Below are 16,893 nucleotides of genomic sequence, written 5' to 3'. Positions count from 1 at the left end.
ACTCCTTTGGTCACCGCTGTAACCGATCCGTCATGCCGGCGGAAGCGTCAGGGGCCGCGGCGCGCGCTGGTGATGCGGATCGCGGGCGCGAGCATCTGGCCCTTCATCGCGCCTTCACCCAGCGTGGGCGAAGTGGGAGCGAGCAGGATTTTGCGGATCACGTCCATGCCCTCCAGCACCCGCCCGAACGCGGCGAAGCCGGGCTGGCCGTCCTTGGCATCCATCGAGGTCAGGTCGCCGACCACCACGAAGAAGTCGCCGGTCGCGGTGTTCGGCGCGGCCATTGCCATCGAGATCGTGCCGTCGGTGTGGCTGAGCCCGGTCTGCGTGGTCGGCTCGAACCTGATCGGCGGCAGCGTGCGCTTGGCGTCGTTGCGCGTCCCGAACTGGACGAGCCCGAAGCCGTCCGCGACCTTCACCGCGCGGTAGAAGGACACGCCGTCTAGCTTCTTGCCGTCGACATATTTCAGGAAATTGGCGGCGGTGATCGGTGCGGCCTTGGCGTCGACGCCGATCGTGATCGGGCCGGCGTCGGTGGTCAGCACGACGCGCGTCAGCGTGGAAGGGGCAGGCGCGGCTGGCGCCGTTGACACCGGCGGTGGCGCAGCCGGGGTGGCAGGGGCGACCTGCGGCGCGGCGAGCGCCAGCGCGACGAGCGCCGCGATCATGCCGCCCCCTGCGACGCGGGCGCGATCAACACCGGCAGCGTGTTCGCCGCCGCGCCGGTCAGTTGCAGCACATAGCGACCCGGCGCGAGTCGGTAATCGACGATCTTGCGAATGCCGCTGCACGCCGGCCCGTGGCTGTGCGCGGCGGAGGGCAGCGCGCGCCCGCCGCGCACCACCTCGATCCACGCCGGTGCGCCGAGCGCGATCCGATAGGTGCCGGGACGCGTCACCTGGAAGAGCGCCACCCCGGCATTGGTCCCCGCGCCGAGATCGCGCGTCGGCGGCGCGGCGGGGGCGAGCCGGTCGAGCGGCACCAGCCGCAGCTCGGCGGCGCGGCCGACCGCGATCACCGGCGCATGGCGCGTCGCTGCCCCCGCTTCCAGCGCGACCCGCGTGGTCCAGTTCTCGAACCCGATCGGCAGCACCGGACGCGCGGCGGTGCAGGACGGCTCGGGCGCAGGCAGATCCTGCGCGGAAAAGGGCGCCGACGCGAGCAGCAGGGACAGGGCGAACGACATTCACGGGCTCCAGAAATCTTTCCTCCTTACCGCTCCCGGCGGCGCGCCACCAGCCCGGCGTTTACCCGCCTGCGGCAACCAACCACCGGCTTGCCGGGTTCAGCCCGAAGGTGCAGCCTGACGCACGCCGAAGGGAGAGTGACGATGACCGATCAACGCAACGACATGGGCCGCGCAGCCGCCGATGCGGCGCAGCAGGCGACCGACCGCCTCCGCGCCTCGGGCCAGCACATGATGGAAAGCGGCCAGACGATCAGCACCAAGATCCTCGATCAGGTCGAAGCCAATACGCAGGAAGCCTTTTCCGCGATGCGCGCCGCGGCGCAGGCCAAGGACCTGTCGCAGGTGATGCAGATCCAGAGCGACTTCCTGCGCAGCCAGGGTCAGCGCTCGATGGAGCAGGCGCGCGAGATCGGTCAGCTGATCATGCAGTTCGGCCGCGCGGCGGTGGCACCGGGCAGCGGGAACGATTCGAACGGCTAACGTCCGTCGTCGGGAGCGTAGCGAAGCCATCAAGGGCGTCCTGATCCGGCCCTGGATCGCTTCGCTGCGCTCGCGATGACGATCTAGGGAGCCGGCCGACCCGCCGGCTTCGGCCCCTGATCGGTGACCTCGAGCAGCGTGTCGCCGCCGAGGGTGCGATACAGCGTCACCAGATTGGTCGCCCGCACCAGCTGCGTCGTCACCAGCGTCCGCTGCGCCGAATACAGCTGTCGCTGCGCGTCGAGCGAGGTCAGATACGTGTCGATCCCGCCACGATAACGCGCGTTGGTCAGGTTGAGCGTATCGACCGCCGCGGTATAAAAACGCTGGTTCGCCGCCAGTTGATCGGTGATCGTCCCGCGCCGCGCGAGCGCGTCGGACACCTCGCGGAATGCGCTTTGAATCGTCAGCTCGTAATTGGCGAGCGCGGCGTCGCGTTGCGCCACGCTGTAATCGACGTTCGCGCGCCCCGCACCGGCGCGGAAGATCGGATAGCTCGCATTGGGCGCCACCGACCAGTTGAACGCGTCGCCCGAGAACAGGGTGCGCAGCGCGGTGCTCGCGAATCCGACCAGCCCGGTCAGCGAGATGCGCGGGAACAGCGCCGCGCGCGCCGCGCCGATCTCGGCATTGAACGCGCGCAACGAATATTCCGCCTGCACCACATCGGGCCGGCGGAGCAGCACGCCCGAGTCAATCCCGGCCGGCAGCTCGCCGATCGTCTGTGCGGCCTGCTCGATCCCGGCGGGAAGTTGGCTCGCGTCGATCGGCGCGCCGACCAGCAATTGCAGCGCATTGACGTCCTGCGCCAGCAACGTGCGCTGCTCGGCGAGATCGGCCTCGGCGGTGGCGAGGATCTGCTCGGCCTGCCGCACGTCGGTGCGCGGCGACACGCCGCCCTGACGCCGCGCATCGGTCAGCCGCACGCTGGCGCGCGCCGCGACCGCGGTCTGTTCGGCGACGGTCAGCAGGCTCTTGTCGGCGGCATAGTTGAGCCATGCACTGGCGATGTCGCCGATCAGCGTCAGCCGCGTCGCGCGCGCCGCCGCCTCCTGCGCGAAGTATCGCGACAGCGCTGCGCCGGTCAGTGAGCGGACGCGCCCGAACAGGTCGATCTCGAACGCGGTGACGCCGAGCTGCGCCTGAAAGGTGCTGTTCGAACCGGATACGATGGTCGTGCCACCGGTGCCGGTCCCGGTGCCACCGGTGCCCGTGCCGCCGGTCCCCCCGGTGCCGGAGCCGCCCGTTCCGGTGCCGCCGGTGCCCACGCCCGTCCCGCCGGTGTTGACCCCGGTGTTCACCCCCGAGCGGCTGTTCTGGCGATAGCTATAGGCGCCAGTCGCGTTGAGCTGCGGGAACAGGTCGGCGCGCTGGATGCGATATTGCGCGCGCGTGGACTCGATATTGGCAACCGCGATCCGCAGGTCGCGATTGTTGGCCAGCGCCTGTTCGATCAGCGTCTGCAGCCGCGCGTCGCGGAAGATGTCGCGGTAGGTGACGCTGGGCAGCGCCGCCTCGCTCTGCCGCAGATAGGCGTCGCCGACCGGCCACGAGGTCGGCACCGGCGGGGCGGGGCGGACATAGGTGGGGGCGAGCGAGCAGCCGGCGAGCGCGGCCGAGGCGCAGAGTGCGGCGATCAGGCGAGTCATCATGCCCCTTCCGGCGCGGGCAGCGCGGGCTTGTCGATCGGGCGCGGCAATTGCTTTGGCGCGTCCTGCGCCGCCGCGCCGCCATGGTCGTCACCGTCATCGTCGGGGCTGGGATCGGCACCGCGCCGCAGCCCCTTCCAGCCATCGCGGAACCCACGGCGCACCAGCACGAAGAACAACGGGATGTAGAAGATCGCCAGCACCGTGGCGGTGATCATCCCGCCGATCACCGACGTGCCGATCGCGATGCGGCTGTTCGCACCCGCCCCGGTCGAGATCGCCAGCGGCAGCACGCCGAAGATGAAGGCGAGGCTGGTCATCAGGATCGGGCGCAACCGGATACGCGCCGCCGACAAGGCGGCATCGATGACGCGCTTGCCCTTCTTCTCCTCCTGCTCGGCGAATTCGATCATCAGGATCGCGTTCTTCGCCGCCAGCCCCATCGTCGTCAGCAGGCCGATCTGGAGATAGACGTCGTTGACGAGGCCACGCAGCGTCGTGAACAGAATCGCGCCGATCAGCCCGAGCGGGATCACCAGCAGCACCGCGAACGGGATCGACCAGCTTTCGTACAGCGCCGCGAGGCACAGGAACACGACGAGGATCGACAGACCGTACAGCAACGGTGCCTGACCCGACGAGAGCCGCTCCTGGAACGACAGCCCCGCCCATGACACGCTGGTGCCCGGCACCTCTCCCGCCAGTTCCTCGATCCGCGTCATCGCATCGCCCGAGCTTTTGCCCTCGGCCGCGGCACCCTGGAATTCGTAGGACGGGATGCCGTTGAAGCGCGACAGCGTCACCGGTGCCTGGCTCCAGCCGATCTGCGAGAAGGCCGCGAACGGCACCATCTGGCCGTTCGATCCACGCACGAACCACTGGTTCAGATCGGTCGGCGCGGCGCGATACGGCGCGTCACCCTGCACGAACACGCGCTTGACCCGGCCACGATCGACGAAGTCGTTCACGTAGCGGCCACCCCAAGCGGTCGACAGCGTCGTGTTGACGTCGGCCTGCGTCAGCCCGAGCGCGGCGAGCTTTTGCTGGTCGATGTCGATCTTGAGCGTGGGGGTGTCGGGCAATTCGGTCAGCCGCACCGAGGCAAGCGCGGGATCGCCATTGGCGGCGGCGAGCAGTTTGTCCTTGGCGGCGGCGAACTGCTCCTGCGTCAGCCCGCCGGAATTCTGCAATTCCATCGTGAAGCCGTTCGACTGGCCCAACCCGCGCACCGCCGGCGGCACCAGCGCGAAGACGCGCGCGTCACGCAGCCCGCGGAACGCCGCCGAGGCGCGCGCGACGATCGAGTCGGCGGTATTCTCCTTGCCCTTGCGCTCGTCCCATGGCGCGAGATTGACGAAGCCCTGGCCGGTGTTCTGCCCGCTCGCGCCGCCGCCACCGCCGCCGCTGACCGTGAACATCGTGCGGACGTTCTTGCCCTCGCTGGTGGCGAGATAATTCTCGACCTGATGCTGCACGTCCTCGGTGCGCGAGCGCGTCGCGCCCGCCGGAAGCTGGAACTGCACGATCGCCGCGCCCTGATCCTCGGTCGGCAGGAAGCCGGTCGGCATCCGCAGGAACAGCACCGCCAGCAGCGCGACCGTCAGCAGGTAGATCAGCAGGAACAGCGCCTTGCGGTCGATCACCCGCCGCACGCCCGCAACATAGCGCGCCACGCCACGATCGAAGGTGGTGTTGAACCCGTCGCGCGCGCGCTCCAGCCCGTGCGCGACGCGCGGGAATTTGCGGCCGATCCAGCTCTCCTCGATTGGATCGCCATGCTGGTCGTGAGTCTGCTTGAGCAGCGTCGCGGTCAGCGCGGGCGACAGGATGACCGCGACCAGTACCGACAACACCATCGCCGACACGATCGTCAGCGAGAACTGGCGGTAGATCACGCCGGTCGATCCGCCGAAGAACGCCATCGGCATGAACACCGCCGACAGCACCAGCGCGATCGCGACGAGCGCGACCGTGATCTCCTTCATCGATTCGATCGTCGCTTCACGCGGGGTCATGCCGGGGTTTTCCTCCAGCAAGCGCTCGACGTTCTCGACGACGACGATCGCATCATCGACCAGCAGCCCGATTGCGAGCACCAGCCCGAACAACGTCAGCGTGTTGATCGAAAAGCCCGCGACATAGAAGACCGCGAACGTGCCGAGCAGCACCACCGGCACCGCGATCGCCGGCACCAGCGTCGCGCGCCAGCTTTGCAGGAACACGAACATGACGATGACGACGAGGATGATCGCCTCGATCAGTGTCTTGACCACTTCCTCGATCGACAGCTTGATGAAGTCGGTCGTATCGTTGGCAAAGGCATAGGTGAGCCCGGCCGGGAACGCCTTCGATGCCTGCTCGACCTGCGCCTTGACCAGCTCGGCGGTCTTCAGCGCGTCGGCGCCCGGCGCCAGCAGCACCGCGATGCCCGCGCCGGGGTGGCGGTTGACGCGGCTGAACGCGTTGTAGCTTTCCGCGCCCAGCTCGATCCGCCCGATATCGGCGAGGCGGACGGTGCCGCCGTCCTGCTCGGTCTTGAGGATGATCTGTGCGAATTGCGCCGGGGTCTGGAGCCGCGACTGCGCGGTGACGACCGCGTTGAGCATCTGCGTCGCCGGGCTCGGCTGCCCGCCGATCTCGCCCGCCGCGACTTCGGTATTCTGGTTCTGGATCGCGGTGATGACGTCGCCGGGCATCAGCTGGTAGCTGTTGAGCTTGGCGGGATCGAGCCAAATCCGCATCGCATATTGCGACCCGAAGACGTTGGTGTCGCCAACGCCCTGGATACGCCCGAGCGGGTCCTGCAGGTTGCTGACCAGATAGTCGGAGACGTCCTGATTGGTCAGCTTGTCGGTGGTGTCATAGACGCCGACGATCAACAGGAAGTCGGGGTTCGACTTGCGGACCACCAGCCCCTGTTGCTGCACCTGCTGCGGCAGGCGGCTCAGCGATTGCTGAACCTGATTCTGGACCTGTACCTGCGCGATGTCGGGATCGGTGCCCTTGTCGAAGGTGGCGGTGATCGTCACCGAGCCGCGGCTCGACGAACTCGACTGGAAGTACAACAGGCCGTCGATGCCGGTCAGCTGTTGCTCGATGACCTGCGTGACGCTGTTCTGGATCGTCTGCGCGTTCGCGCCGGGGAAGGTGGCGCGGATCGAGACCTGCGGCGGCGCGACGTCGGGATATTGCGCGATCGGCAGCGACAGGATCGCGCCGACCCCGGCCAGCATGACGATGATGGCCAGCACCCATGCGAAGATGGGGCGGTCGATAAAGATGCGGGACATGCCGGCTTAGCCCGCCTTGCCCTGACCGCCACCGGATTGTTTCTTCATTTCCTCGGGCGAGGGGGCCTTCACCGGCTGCGGCGCATTGGCGGGCACCGCGCGGATCTGTGCGCCGGGACGCAGGTTCGCGAGACCCTGCGTGATGATCTTCTCGCCGGGCTTCAGCCCGTCGGTGACCACCCAGTACGCGCCCTGTGTGCGATCGGCCTTGATGTTGCGTTGCTCGGCCTTGCCGTTCGCGCCGACCACGAACAGCGTCGCATTGCCCTTGGCATCGCGGCTGATCGCGGGCTGCGGCACGAGGAAGGCGTACTTTAGGATCGACTGTGCGAACTCGGCGCGGACGAACATGCCGGGCAGCAGCAGGCCCTGCGGGTTGGGGAAGCGCGCGCGCAGCGTGACGGTGCCGGTGCTCTGGTCGACCACCACCTCGGCGAATTCGACCGTGCCCTTGAGCCCGTAATCGCTGCCGTCCTCCAGCTTCAGCGTCACCTCGGCGCGCGCCGGGGCGGCGCCGCCGGCGGCAAGCGCGCGGCGCAGCGCGAGCAGGTTGGTGCTCGATTGCTGGATGTCGACGAACATCGGGTCGAGCTGCTGGATCGTCGCCAGCGGATCGGTCTGTGTCGCGCTGACCAGCGCCCCGACCGTGAACAAGGAACGCCCGATCCGTCCGGTGATCGGCGCGGGGACGGTGGTGAAGCGCAAATTGACGCGCGCGCTGTCGAGCTGCGCGCTGTTGACGCCGATCTGCGCCGCGGCCTGCCGCTGCTGCGCGACCGCGTCGGTATAATCCTGCGCGCTGATCGCCTCCATCTCGGCGAGCGGCTTGTAGCGGTCGGCGCGGATCTTGGCGGCGGCGAACGTCGCCTGCGCGTTGGCGACATTGGCCTGCGCCTGATTGGCGGCGGCGCGATAAAGCGACGGGTCGATCTGATAAAGCGGCTGCCCGCGCTTCACCAGCGCGCCCTCGGTGAAGAAGCGCTTCTGGATCACGCCGGTGATCTGCGGGCGCACCTGCGAGCTTTCGTAGGCGACCGTCCGGCCGGGCAGTTCGCTGATCGTCGGCACCGCGGTCGGCTGGACCACGACATAGCCGACCGTCGTCGGCCCGCCGCCGCCGGGGCCGCCCGCGCCGCCTTTGCCCTTGGCCTGTCCGCTGTCGCTGCTACCGCTACAGGCGGACAAGGCAAGCGCCGCCGCAAGGCTCGCCAGCCCGGCCGCAGCGCGAATCCGCCGTACCGTCAAATTTCTTGTCACTCTGTGCCTGTCCGAACCCGAGGGTGTCCTCGGCTAAGCGCTATTTGTCGCAAATGTTTCGCACCGACGAACATTTATTCCTCAGCGGCGTCGGAACTGCCCTGGCCGCCGCTCGGCAACCGCGCGCAATCCCTCGCGAAAGTCATCGGTCTGCATCAGCCGGTCCTGCTCGGCACGCTCATGCTCGGTACGCTCGCGCACCGCCTCGGCCAGCCCGGCGCGCAGCGTCGCGCGAGTCGCCTCCACCGCCAGTGGCGCATTGAGCGCGATTTCGGCGGCAAGCGCCTGCGCTGCCGCACGCACGCCGGGCGCGATCTGGTCGACCAGCCCGTAACGCAGCGCCTCGTCCGCCTTTACGCGCCGCCCGGTCAGCAGCATCAGGCTCGCGTGCTGCCCGCCGATCACGCGCGGCAGGGTCAGGCTGATCCCGAATCCGGGATGGAAGCCGAGCGTCACGAAATTGGCCGAGAACTTCGCCTCGGGTGCGGCGACGCGGAAGTCGGCGACCAGCGCGAGCCCGAGCCCGGCCCCGACCGCCGCGCCCTGGATCGCCGCGACGATCGGCTTCTTCGCCGAGAACAGCCGGAAGGCGCCACGGTAGAGCGCAGGTGTCTCGCTCTCGCCGTCGTCGGTGGTGAGCGGCTTGTCCCCCGACAGATCGGCCCCGCCGCAGAATACGCGTCCCTCGGTCGCGAGCACGATCGCACGCACTTCCGTATCTGCGTCCAGTTCATCCAGCACGTCGGCGAGCGCATGGATCAGCGCGGCGTTGACGTGGTTATGCGGCGGGCGGTCGATCACGACGGTGGCGACATGGCCCTCGCGGGTCACGGACAGATGCTGCTTCATGCGCGGGTTCCCAAAAGGTTGCGGGCGACGACCCAGTTATGGATCTCGGTCGGGCCGTCATAGATCCGCATCAGGCGGATGCGCGCCGCCATCTGCGCCAGCGGCAGCTCGCGGGTCATCCCCATCGCGCCGAACGCCTGCATGACATGGTCGAGCACCTCCCACGCCATCTCCAGCGCGAAGCTCTTGAGCATCGACACCTCGGTGCGCGCGTCTCGGCCCTGATCGATCTTCCACGCACAATCGTAAGCCATCAGCCGCGCGGCATGGATGCGGATCGCGGCATCGGCGACCCAATTCTGCACCGTCTGCCGCTCGCTCAGCGGCTTGCCGAACGTGGTGCGCTGCGGGGCATAGTCGACCAGCATGTCCAACGCGCGCGCCGCCATCCCGATCGCGTTCGCCGCCATCTCGGCGCGGCGCGTGTTGAGGCGCAGCTGCATCGGCGCGAAGCCTTGCCCCTCGGTGCCGAGCAGCTTCCACCCCGGCACGCGGCAATCGTCGAGCGCGACCTCATAGGTCGTTTCGCCGCCGATCATCGGGATCGGGCGCACCACCGAAAAGCCCGGCGCGTCGCGGTCGACAAGGAACGCGCTCATCCCGCCGCGCTGGCGTTTCTCCTTGTCGGTGACGGCGATCACGATCGTGAAGTCGGCGCGATCGGCCTTGGTGATCCAGATTTTGCGGCCGTTGAGCACCCAGTCGTCGCCGTCGCGCACCGCGGTGGTCTTCATGCCCGCCGGGTCGGAGCCCGCGCCCGGCTCGGAGATGCCGATCGCCGAGATCGTCTCGCCGCGCACATAGGGAGCGAGATACGCCTCGCGCTGACGATCGTCGACGGTGGCGGCGAGCATTCGCAGGTTCGGGCTGTCGGGCGGCAGCGTCCATGGCGCGATCGTCCGCCCCAGCGCCTCGTTGACCGCGACCATCGCCACCGCCGGCAGGTCGGTCCCGCCGACGTCGGCCGGCGCATCCAGCCCCCACAGCCCCAGCTCGCGCGAAATGCCGTCGACATGCGCACGTTCGTCGGCGGTCAGCTCCAGCCCGTGCCCGGCGGCATCGCGCTCCAGCAGGCCGTTCTCCAGCGGGACCAGCTCGTCATCGACGAAGCGCCGCACCAACTCGGCGATCATGCGGTGCTCGTCGTCGAGATCGAAGTTCATGCGCTCTCCCAGCGTTCGTTGCGCACGGCTCTAGGCGGTTGGCAAGGTGCGCGCCAGCGGCGTCGATGATCCGTAGCGAGGCAACTGTTTCGCCGGTGGATCGTTGCCAGTGGACGGAAGATCAAACCGGATTGCCGGGATCTTCCGCATAAAGGGGCGTTTTTCTTGGTTTTTTCGGTTCGTCACTCCCGTCTGCTCCTGGCCAGCGCCGGGATCGCGTTGATCGCCGGACAGGCGCAGGCCCAGATGCAGACCCCGGGCACCGCCCCGGCGCAGGGTCCCGACGCACCGCGCACCACGGCGCCGGCTGCCGATCCGCAGGGCGACGCCCCGATCGTCCCCGATGCCGAGTTCGACAAGGCGCTGCCGCCGCTGTCGGGCGACCTCGACGCGCCGCTCGAGCCGATGCCCGCCGACACCAAGGCCCCCGCGACGACGGCTCCTGCGACAACGCCCGCCGCTGACGCCGCCGCGCAGCAGCCGATCACCCCCGGCACGCTGCCGCCGCCGCCCGCGGTCGACCCCGCGCTCGCCCAGCCGCTCGAACCTTTGTCGACCTTCAACACCGAGCCGTTGCGTTCGGTCGCCGACGTCAAGGACGAGGACGCGCCCGACATCCGCTACACCAACGAGGTGCGCGGGCTCGACCCGCTCGGGCTGACCGACGAGTTCAACTCGCTGTCGGCGCTGCGCGAGGGCAAGGGCAAGGCCGACAATGCCACGCAAGTCGCGGCGCGTGGCCGCGAGGACGAGCAGCTCGCGGTGCGACTGATGAAGTCGCTCGGCTATTATGACGCGACCGCGATCTCGACGGTCGAGACGCTCTCCGGCAGCGAGCAGAAGATCAAGGCGATCGTCAGCGCGACGCCTGGCCAGCAATACAAGCTCGGCACGATCACGGTGAAGGCCGATCCGACCACGCCGCCCGATCTGGTCCGCCGCGAGCTGCCGCTGCGCACCGGCGACCCGATCGAGGCGCTGCGCGTGCAGGGCGCGGAGGCCAACGTCAGCCTCAAGCTGCCGCAACAGGGCTATCCGTTCGTCAAGGTCGGCGAGCGCGACATCCTGCTCGACGAGCAGACCGCACGCGGCGACTATACCTTGCCGGTCGACACCGGGCCGCGCTCGTCGTTCGGCGTGCTGCGCACCGAGGGCGAACCGGTGTTCGACCTCAAGCACCTCAACGTCTTTCCGCGCTTCGATGAGGGCGAGCTGTACGACAATCGCAAGGCCGACGATCTGCGCGAGGCGCTGGTCGCGACCGGGCTGTTCAACGGCGTCGGTGTCCAGCCGGTCCGCACCGGCACGATCCTCCCCGACGGCACCGAACAGGTTGACCTGATAATCCGCCAGTCGCGCGGCCCCGCCAAGAGCCTGTCGGGCGGCGCGGGTTTCCAGACCGGGCAGGGCGTGACGGTCGAAGGCACCTTCACCAACCGCAACCGCTTCCCGCCCGAAGGCGCGCTGATCCTCGGCGCGATCGCGGGCACGCAGCAGCAGGGGCTATCGGCGACCTTCCGCCGCCAGAACGCCGGCAAGCGCGACCGCACCGTGACGCTGGTCGCAAGCGCGCTGCGCGCCAATTACGATGCGTTCGAGGCGTTCACCGGCACGCTGTCGGGGCGGATCTCGTACGATTCGACCCCGATCTGGCAGAAGAAGTTCACCTATGCCTATGGCTTCGAGCTGGTCGGGACGAACGAGAGCGTCTTCGACTTCGCCGAGAATGACCGTGTCCGTCGCACCTATGGCGTGCTGGCGCTGCCGGGGCAGGTGCAGTTCGACACTTCGGACAATCTGCTCAACCCGACGCGCGGCTATCGCCTCAAGCTGAGCCTTAGTCCGGAAACGTCGGTGCAGGGCGCGGTACGTCCCTATGGCCGCAGCCTGATCGAGGGCACGGCCTATTATCCGGTGTCGGACAGCCTCGTGATCGCGGGCCGCGTCCGCGCCGGCAGCATCTTCGGGATCGCGCGCGACGACATCGCGCCGTCGCGGCGCTATTACGGCGGCGGCGGCGGATCGGTGCGCGGTTACGGCTTCCAGCGGCTCGGGCCGCTCGAACCCGAAAGCTCGCTCGTCCCCGGCGACGAGGACCGCGACGAGGTGAAGGACCTGCGTCCGATCGGCGGGCGCAGCCTCAACGAATTCTCGATCGAGGCACGCTATCGCTTCGGCAATTTCGGGATCGTGCCGTTCATCGACGGCGGCAACACGTATGAGAGCACCCTGCCGAACGGCAGCGACCTGCGCTTCGGCGCGGGCATCGGCGGGCGCTTCTACACCAATTTCGGCCCGATGCGCGTCGACGTGGCGACGCCGCTCAACCCGCGACCCGGCGATGCCAAGGTCGCGCTCTACATTTCGATCGGGCAGGCGTTCTGATGACTGACGAGACGCTGGCGCCGGGCGAGGGCACGATCGTGGCGGAGCGCCGCCCATTGTGGCTGCGCATCCTGAAGTGGGTTGGTATCGCGATCCTCGGCCTGCTCGTACTGGTCGTGGCGATCGTGTTGGGGATCAACACCGATCCCGGCCGCCGCTTCGTCGCCGACCAGATCGGCGGCTACACCACCGCCTCGGGGCTCAACATCAAGGTCGGGCGGATCGACGGTTCGCTCTATGGCCGGATGCGGCTCAGCGACGTGCGCGTCAGCGATCCCAAGGGCGTGTTCCTCACCTCGCCGCGGCTCGATGTCGACTGGCGTCCGTTCGCCTTCGCGAACAACCATGTCGACGTGCGCTCGGTCGCGAGCCAGCTCATCACGCTGCGCCGCAATCCCGAGCTGAAGCCCTCGACCGAGCCGACCGATCCCAACGCGCCGCTGCTCCCCGATCTCGATATCGACATCAACCGCCTGCAGGTCGCGCGGTTCGTGATGGAGCCGGCGGTATCGGGCGCGCGGCACATCGCGCGCTTCGACGGACAGGCGCATATCGCCGACCGCCGCGCGCAATTGCAGGTCAATGCCGTTGCGTTGCGCGCCCCCGGCGTCGCCGGCGGCGACGTCGCGCGCGTGAAGATCGACGCGGTGCCCGACGACGACAAGCTCGACGTCGACGTGCGCCTCACCGCCCCGGCCGGCGGGATGGTCGCGCAGCTCGGCGGGCTGAAGGCGCCGCTGACCGCGACCGTCACCGGCCGCGGCAGCTGGGCGTCGTGGCAGGGCCGCGCGCTCGCCACGCTCGGCGGCGGGCAGCTCGCCGACCTCGCGCTCACCGCGCGCAACGGCCATTTCGAGGTGCGCGGTCCGACGCGCCCGGGCCTCTATCTTGAAGGCCCGGTCGAGCGGCTGACCGCCCCGGCCTTGCAGGTCGCCGCCGACGTTACGCTCGGCGAGCGTAGCGCGGACACGCGCATCAAGCTGACGTCGAACGCGCTGGCGGTCGACGCCGGCGGGATGCTCGACCTCAAGAACAGCCGCTTCGGCAATTTCGCGGTCGATGCCAAATTGCTCACCCCTGGCGCGATCGCCCCCAACGTCCGCGGGCGCGACGTGCTGGCGCGCGTGGTGCTGAACGGTGCGTTCTCGACCCCGACGGTGGACTACAAGGTCCGCGCCACCTCGCTCGGTTTCGGCGAGATGAGTGTCGAGAACCTCTACGCCGAGGGGCTGGCGCGCGTGAACAGCGACCGCATCCTCGTGCCGGTCCATGCGCGCGCGAAGCGGATCGCGGGGCTCAATCCGGCGCTGGGCGGCCTCACCACCAATGCGCGGATCGACGGCGATCTGGCGATCCAGATGCCGAACATCCTGTCGGACAATCTGCGCATCCGCTCCGACACGATCGACGCCACCGCGATCATCGCCGCCAATATGGAAACCGGCCGCTACACGGGCGGATTGCAGGGGCGCGTCAACAACTTCCGTGTCGACAGCGTCGGCATCCTCAACATCCAGACCGATGCCAAGCTGGTGCCCGGCGCGCGCGGCGGGTTCGGGATCACCGGCCGCGTCGCGGTGCAGACCAAGCAGTTGTTCAACGAGGGGGCACGCAACTTCCTCGGCGGCAATGCGGTGCTCAGCACGCGCTTCGGCTATTCGCCCGAGGGTGTCGTCACCTTCGAGAGCCTGAAGATGAACGCGCCGCTGTTCCGCATCACGCGCGGGCAGGGGCGCTTCGATCCGGCGAGCGGTGCGCTGCTGGTCGATGCCGACGCTTACTCCAAGCAATATGGCCCGTTGTTCGCGCGCGTCACCGGCTCGGCGACCGCGCCGGTCGTGCGGCTGCGCGCGCCGCGGCCGGGAGTCGGGATCGGGCTCGCCAATCTCGACGCGCGGGTCGTCGGGCGCGGCGGATCGTATCAGGTCAATGCGACCGGCGGCACCAATTACGGTCCGTTCAACGCCGACGTGCTGGTGACGCCGGGCAAGCAACTTGCGGTCGATATCCGCCGTGTGCTGTTCGCGGGCGTGCAGTTCGCGGGCCGCGTCGTCCAGACCGCCGCCGGGCCGTTCGCCGGGCAGGTGCGCTTCAACGGTCAGGGGCTCAACGGCCTCGCGACGCTGGGCGCCGAGGGCAAGTATCAGCGCGCCAGCGTCAACGCGCGCGCACTGGCGGCGAAGATCCCCGGCGCGGTCGACTTCACGATCGGGCGCGCGCTCATCAACGCCGATGTCGTGCTCTACGACAAGCCGCAGGTCCGTGCCGACGCGCAGATCGCCGACATGCGTTACGGCGCGACGGTGATCGAGGCCGGGCGCGTGCGCGTGAACTACGCCAACGGCTCCGGCACCGCGCAGGCGTTGCTGACCGGCTCGAACAGCGTGCCGTTCCGCCTCGCCGCCAATGCGCAACTGTCGCCGTCGCAATATCTGGTGGCGCTGCAAGGCGCGGCCAACGGCGTCAACTTCCGTACCGCCGCCCCGGCGCGGATCGTCCCCGAAGGCAAGAGCTATCGCCTCGATCCGGCGCGGCTCGACTTCGACAAGGGTTCGATGCGGCTGGCCGGCAAGTTCGGCGGCGGCGCGACCGCGGCGCAGCTTCGGCTCGACCGGCTCGACCTCGCCTTGCTCAACGCGCTCGTCCCCAATCTCGGGCTGGGCGGACAGGCGACCGGCAGCGTCGATTACGTCCAGCAGGCGGGTCAGGCGTTCCCGACGGCCGATGCGCGCGTCAACATCGCCAACTTCACCCGCTCCAGCCTGACCTCGGTGTCCGAGCCGGTCGACGTGGTCTTCCAGGGCCGGTTGACCAGCGCGGCCGGTGAGGGGCGTGCGCTCATCAAGCGCGGCGGCACGCCGGTCGGCCGGATGGTCGCGACGCTGACGCCGAGCGGCAGCGGCAGCTGGACGACACGCCTGATGCAGGGGCCGCTGTCGGGCGGGATCCGCTACAACGGGCCGTCGGGCGTGCTGTTCAGCCTCGCCGGGCTCGCCGAGCAGCAATTGTCGGGTCCGATCGCGATCGCGGCGGACTTCGGCGGGACGGTCGGCGCGCCGCGCATCAACGGCCTGATCCGCGCCGACAATCTCACCTATACCAACGAGACCTATGGCACCCGCCTGACCAACATGCGGATCGGCGCGCGCTTCAACAACGACCGTCTGGAGCTGTCGCAGCTGCAGGCCAAGGCCGGCGAGGGCAGCGTCCAGGCGCAGGGCAGTGTCAGCCTCGCGGCGGCGCAGGGCTTCCCGCTCGACGTGCGGGTGGCGATGCGCAATGCGCGGCTGGCGAAGTCCGACGCGCTCGGCGCGACCGCGACCGGCGATATCCGCATCCAGAACAATGCGAACGGCGGGCTGATCTCGGGCGACATCCTCGTTCCCAACGCGCGCTACGAGATCATCCGTCAGGGCGCGGCCGAAGTGCCCGAGCTGACCGGTATCCGTCGCAAGAGCGATGCGGCGCGGCCTGCGAAGCCGACCGATCGGCCGGCGGCGCCGGCGGTGGGGCTGTTCAAGCTCGACCTGCGCGTCCACGCCGACAACCAGCTGTTCGTCTCGGGGATGGGGCTGGAGAGCGAATGGTCGATGGACCTGCGGATCGGCGGCACCAGCGCGGCGCCGACGATCGGCGGCGGGCTCGATCTGGTGCGCGGCACCTATTCGTTCGCGGGCAAGCGTTTCGAGGTGTCGCGCGGGCAGGTGCGCTTCCGCGGCGGCGCGGCGCTCACCGATCCGGACATCAACATCCTCGCCACCACCAGCAACGATGGCGTGACGTTCAATATCAACATCACCGGCACCGGGCAGCGCCCGCAGATCGCCTTCACCTCCACCCCGTCCTTGCCGCAGGACGAAGTGCTCAGCCGCCTGCTCTTCGGCACCAATCCGGAGAATCTGTCGGCAACCGAGGCGCTGCAACTCGCCTCCGCGCTCAACTCGCTGCGCGGGTCTGGCGGCGGGCTCAATCCGCTCGGCAAGCTGCGCTCGGCGACCGGGTTCGACCGGCTGCGCATCCTCGGCGCGGACGAGGCGAGCGGGCGCGGCTCGGCGCTGGCGGCGGGCAAGTATCTGACGAACGATATCTATATCGAGATCGTCACCGACGCTCGCGGCTTCACCGCCACGCAGCTGACCGTCGCGCTGACCAAGTCGATCAGCATCCTGTCGCAGGCGGGATCGTTCGGCGGCTCGAACGTCCAGCTCCGTTACTCGCGCGACTGGTAGCGGCATTCCGCGTCGCCCCGACCCGGTCCGGGGCGACGGTGTCGCGGGCAGGCGAGTGCTGCGCCGTCAGTGCCGCAACGGCATCCCCGTCGATCGGGACATGCCGCTGCGACCGGCGCGCCGCAGGTGATCCGGGGCTCGGCTGTTTATCGGCGGTGCAGGAAAGAAGTGCATTGCCGGATCAGGTCCGGAACAGCGCATAGGACAGGAGAGCGCCGCGACGACCGCAGATCGCTGGTCGGATCCCGCCTTTTCGCATGGGCGGCTCCATGCCACCCGTCATCGCTGGCTCGGCGGTCCGGCCATTGGCCGGACCGCCGCTGGAATTACCAGGGCTTGACGACGATACCGACGGCAAGCGCGACGATGAATGCGAACATGGGTCTCTCCCTTGTTTGACCC

The 16,893-nt window shown here is 68.8% G+C and carries 10 protein-coding genes; 3 read left to right on the top strand and 7 right to left on the bottom strand.

Annotated elements, in window-relative coordinates:
* Window positions 1-47: 47 nt before the first annotated feature.
* Together FHS97_RS06040 and FHS97_RS06035 are read right to left on the bottom strand one after the other, a co-directional pair.
* Window positions 48-668: a peptidylprolyl isomerase gene (locus tag FHS97_RS06040; RefSeq protein WP_184034565.1), complete on the bottom strand. Its 621-nt coding sequence runs from the start codon at window positions 666-668 to the stop codon at window positions 48-50.
* A complete protein-coding gene (locus tag FHS97_RS06035) occupies window positions 665-1,186 on the bottom strand; it encodes a hypothetical protein (RefSeq protein WP_184034562.1) in 522 nt (173 codons plus the stop codon). The genes FHS97_RS06040 and FHS97_RS06035 overlap by 4 nt, the downstream gene beginning before the upstream one ends.
* Window positions 1,187-1,330: 144 nt before the next feature.
* Between FHS97_RS06035 and FHS97_RS06030 the strand changes: the two genes are divergently transcribed.
* A complete protein-coding gene (locus FHS97_RS06030; protein WP_184034558.1) occupies window positions 1,331-1,669 on the top strand; it encodes a phasin family protein in 339 nt (112 codons plus the stop codon).
* A gap of 83 nt (window positions 1,670-1,752) precedes the next feature.
* Here FHS97_RS06030 and FHS97_RS06025 read toward each other — a convergent pair whose 3' ends face one another.
* From FHS97_RS06025 to FHS97_RS06005, 5 genes are all read right to left on the bottom strand, one after another.
* Window positions 1,753-3,318, bottom strand: coding sequence for an efflux transporter outer membrane subunit (locus tag FHS97_RS06025; RefSeq protein WP_184035050.1), 1,566 nt, complete (start codon window positions 3,316-3,318; stop codon window positions 1,753-1,755).
* Window positions 3,318-6,608: an efflux RND transporter permease subunit gene (locus FHS97_RS06020; RefSeq protein ID WP_184034555.1), complete on the bottom strand. Its 3,291-nt coding sequence runs from the start codon at window positions 6,606-6,608 to the stop codon at window positions 3,318-3,320. Before FHS97_RS06020 ends, FHS97_RS06025 begins: the two co-directional genes overlap by 1 nt.
* Window positions 6,609-6,614: 6 nt before the next feature.
* A complete protein-coding gene (locus FHS97_RS06015) occupies window positions 6,615-7,853 on the bottom strand; it encodes an efflux RND transporter periplasmic adaptor subunit (protein WP_184034552.1) in 1,239 nt (412 codons plus the stop codon).
* 93 nt (window positions 7,854-7,946) lie between these two features.
* On the bottom strand, window positions 7,947-8,714 hold the full coding sequence (locus tag FHS97_RS06010) for an enoyl-CoA hydratase/isomerase family protein (protein ID WP_184034549.1): 768 nt from the start codon (window positions 8,712-8,714) through the stop codon (window positions 7,947-7,949).
* Entirely contained in the window at window positions 8,711-9,877 is a 1,167-nt protein-coding gene (locus FHS97_RS06005; protein WP_184034546.1) for an acyl-CoA dehydrogenase family protein, read from the bottom strand. The genes FHS97_RS06010 and FHS97_RS06005 overlap by 4 nt, the downstream gene beginning before the upstream one ends.
* 246 nt (window positions 9,878-10,123) lie before the next feature.
* Between FHS97_RS06005 and FHS97_RS06000 the strand changes: the two genes are divergently transcribed.
* Window positions 10,124-12,262, top strand: coding sequence for an autotransporter assembly complex protein TamA (locus tag FHS97_RS06000; protein ID WP_184035048.1), 2,139 nt, complete (start codon window positions 10,124-10,126; stop codon window positions 12,260-12,262).
* On the top strand, window positions 12,262-16,491 hold the full coding sequence (locus FHS97_RS05995; RefSeq protein ID WP_184034543.1) for a translocation/assembly module TamB domain-containing protein: 4,230 nt from the start codon (window positions 12,262-12,264) through the stop codon (window positions 16,489-16,491). The genes FHS97_RS06000 and FHS97_RS05995 overlap by 1 nt, the downstream gene beginning before the upstream one ends.
* Window positions 16,492-16,893: the final 402 nt, after the last annotated feature.

Origin of the sequence: Sphingomonas endophytica, assembly GCF_014199415.1 — a bacterium.
GTDB classification, from domain to species: Bacteria; Pseudomonadota; Alphaproteobacteria; order Sphingomonadales; family Sphingomonadaceae; genus Sphingomonas; species Sphingomonas endophytica.
The sequence above is the reverse complement of the archived record's forward strand: the minus strand, read 5'-3'. Positions and strand labels throughout refer to the sequence as shown.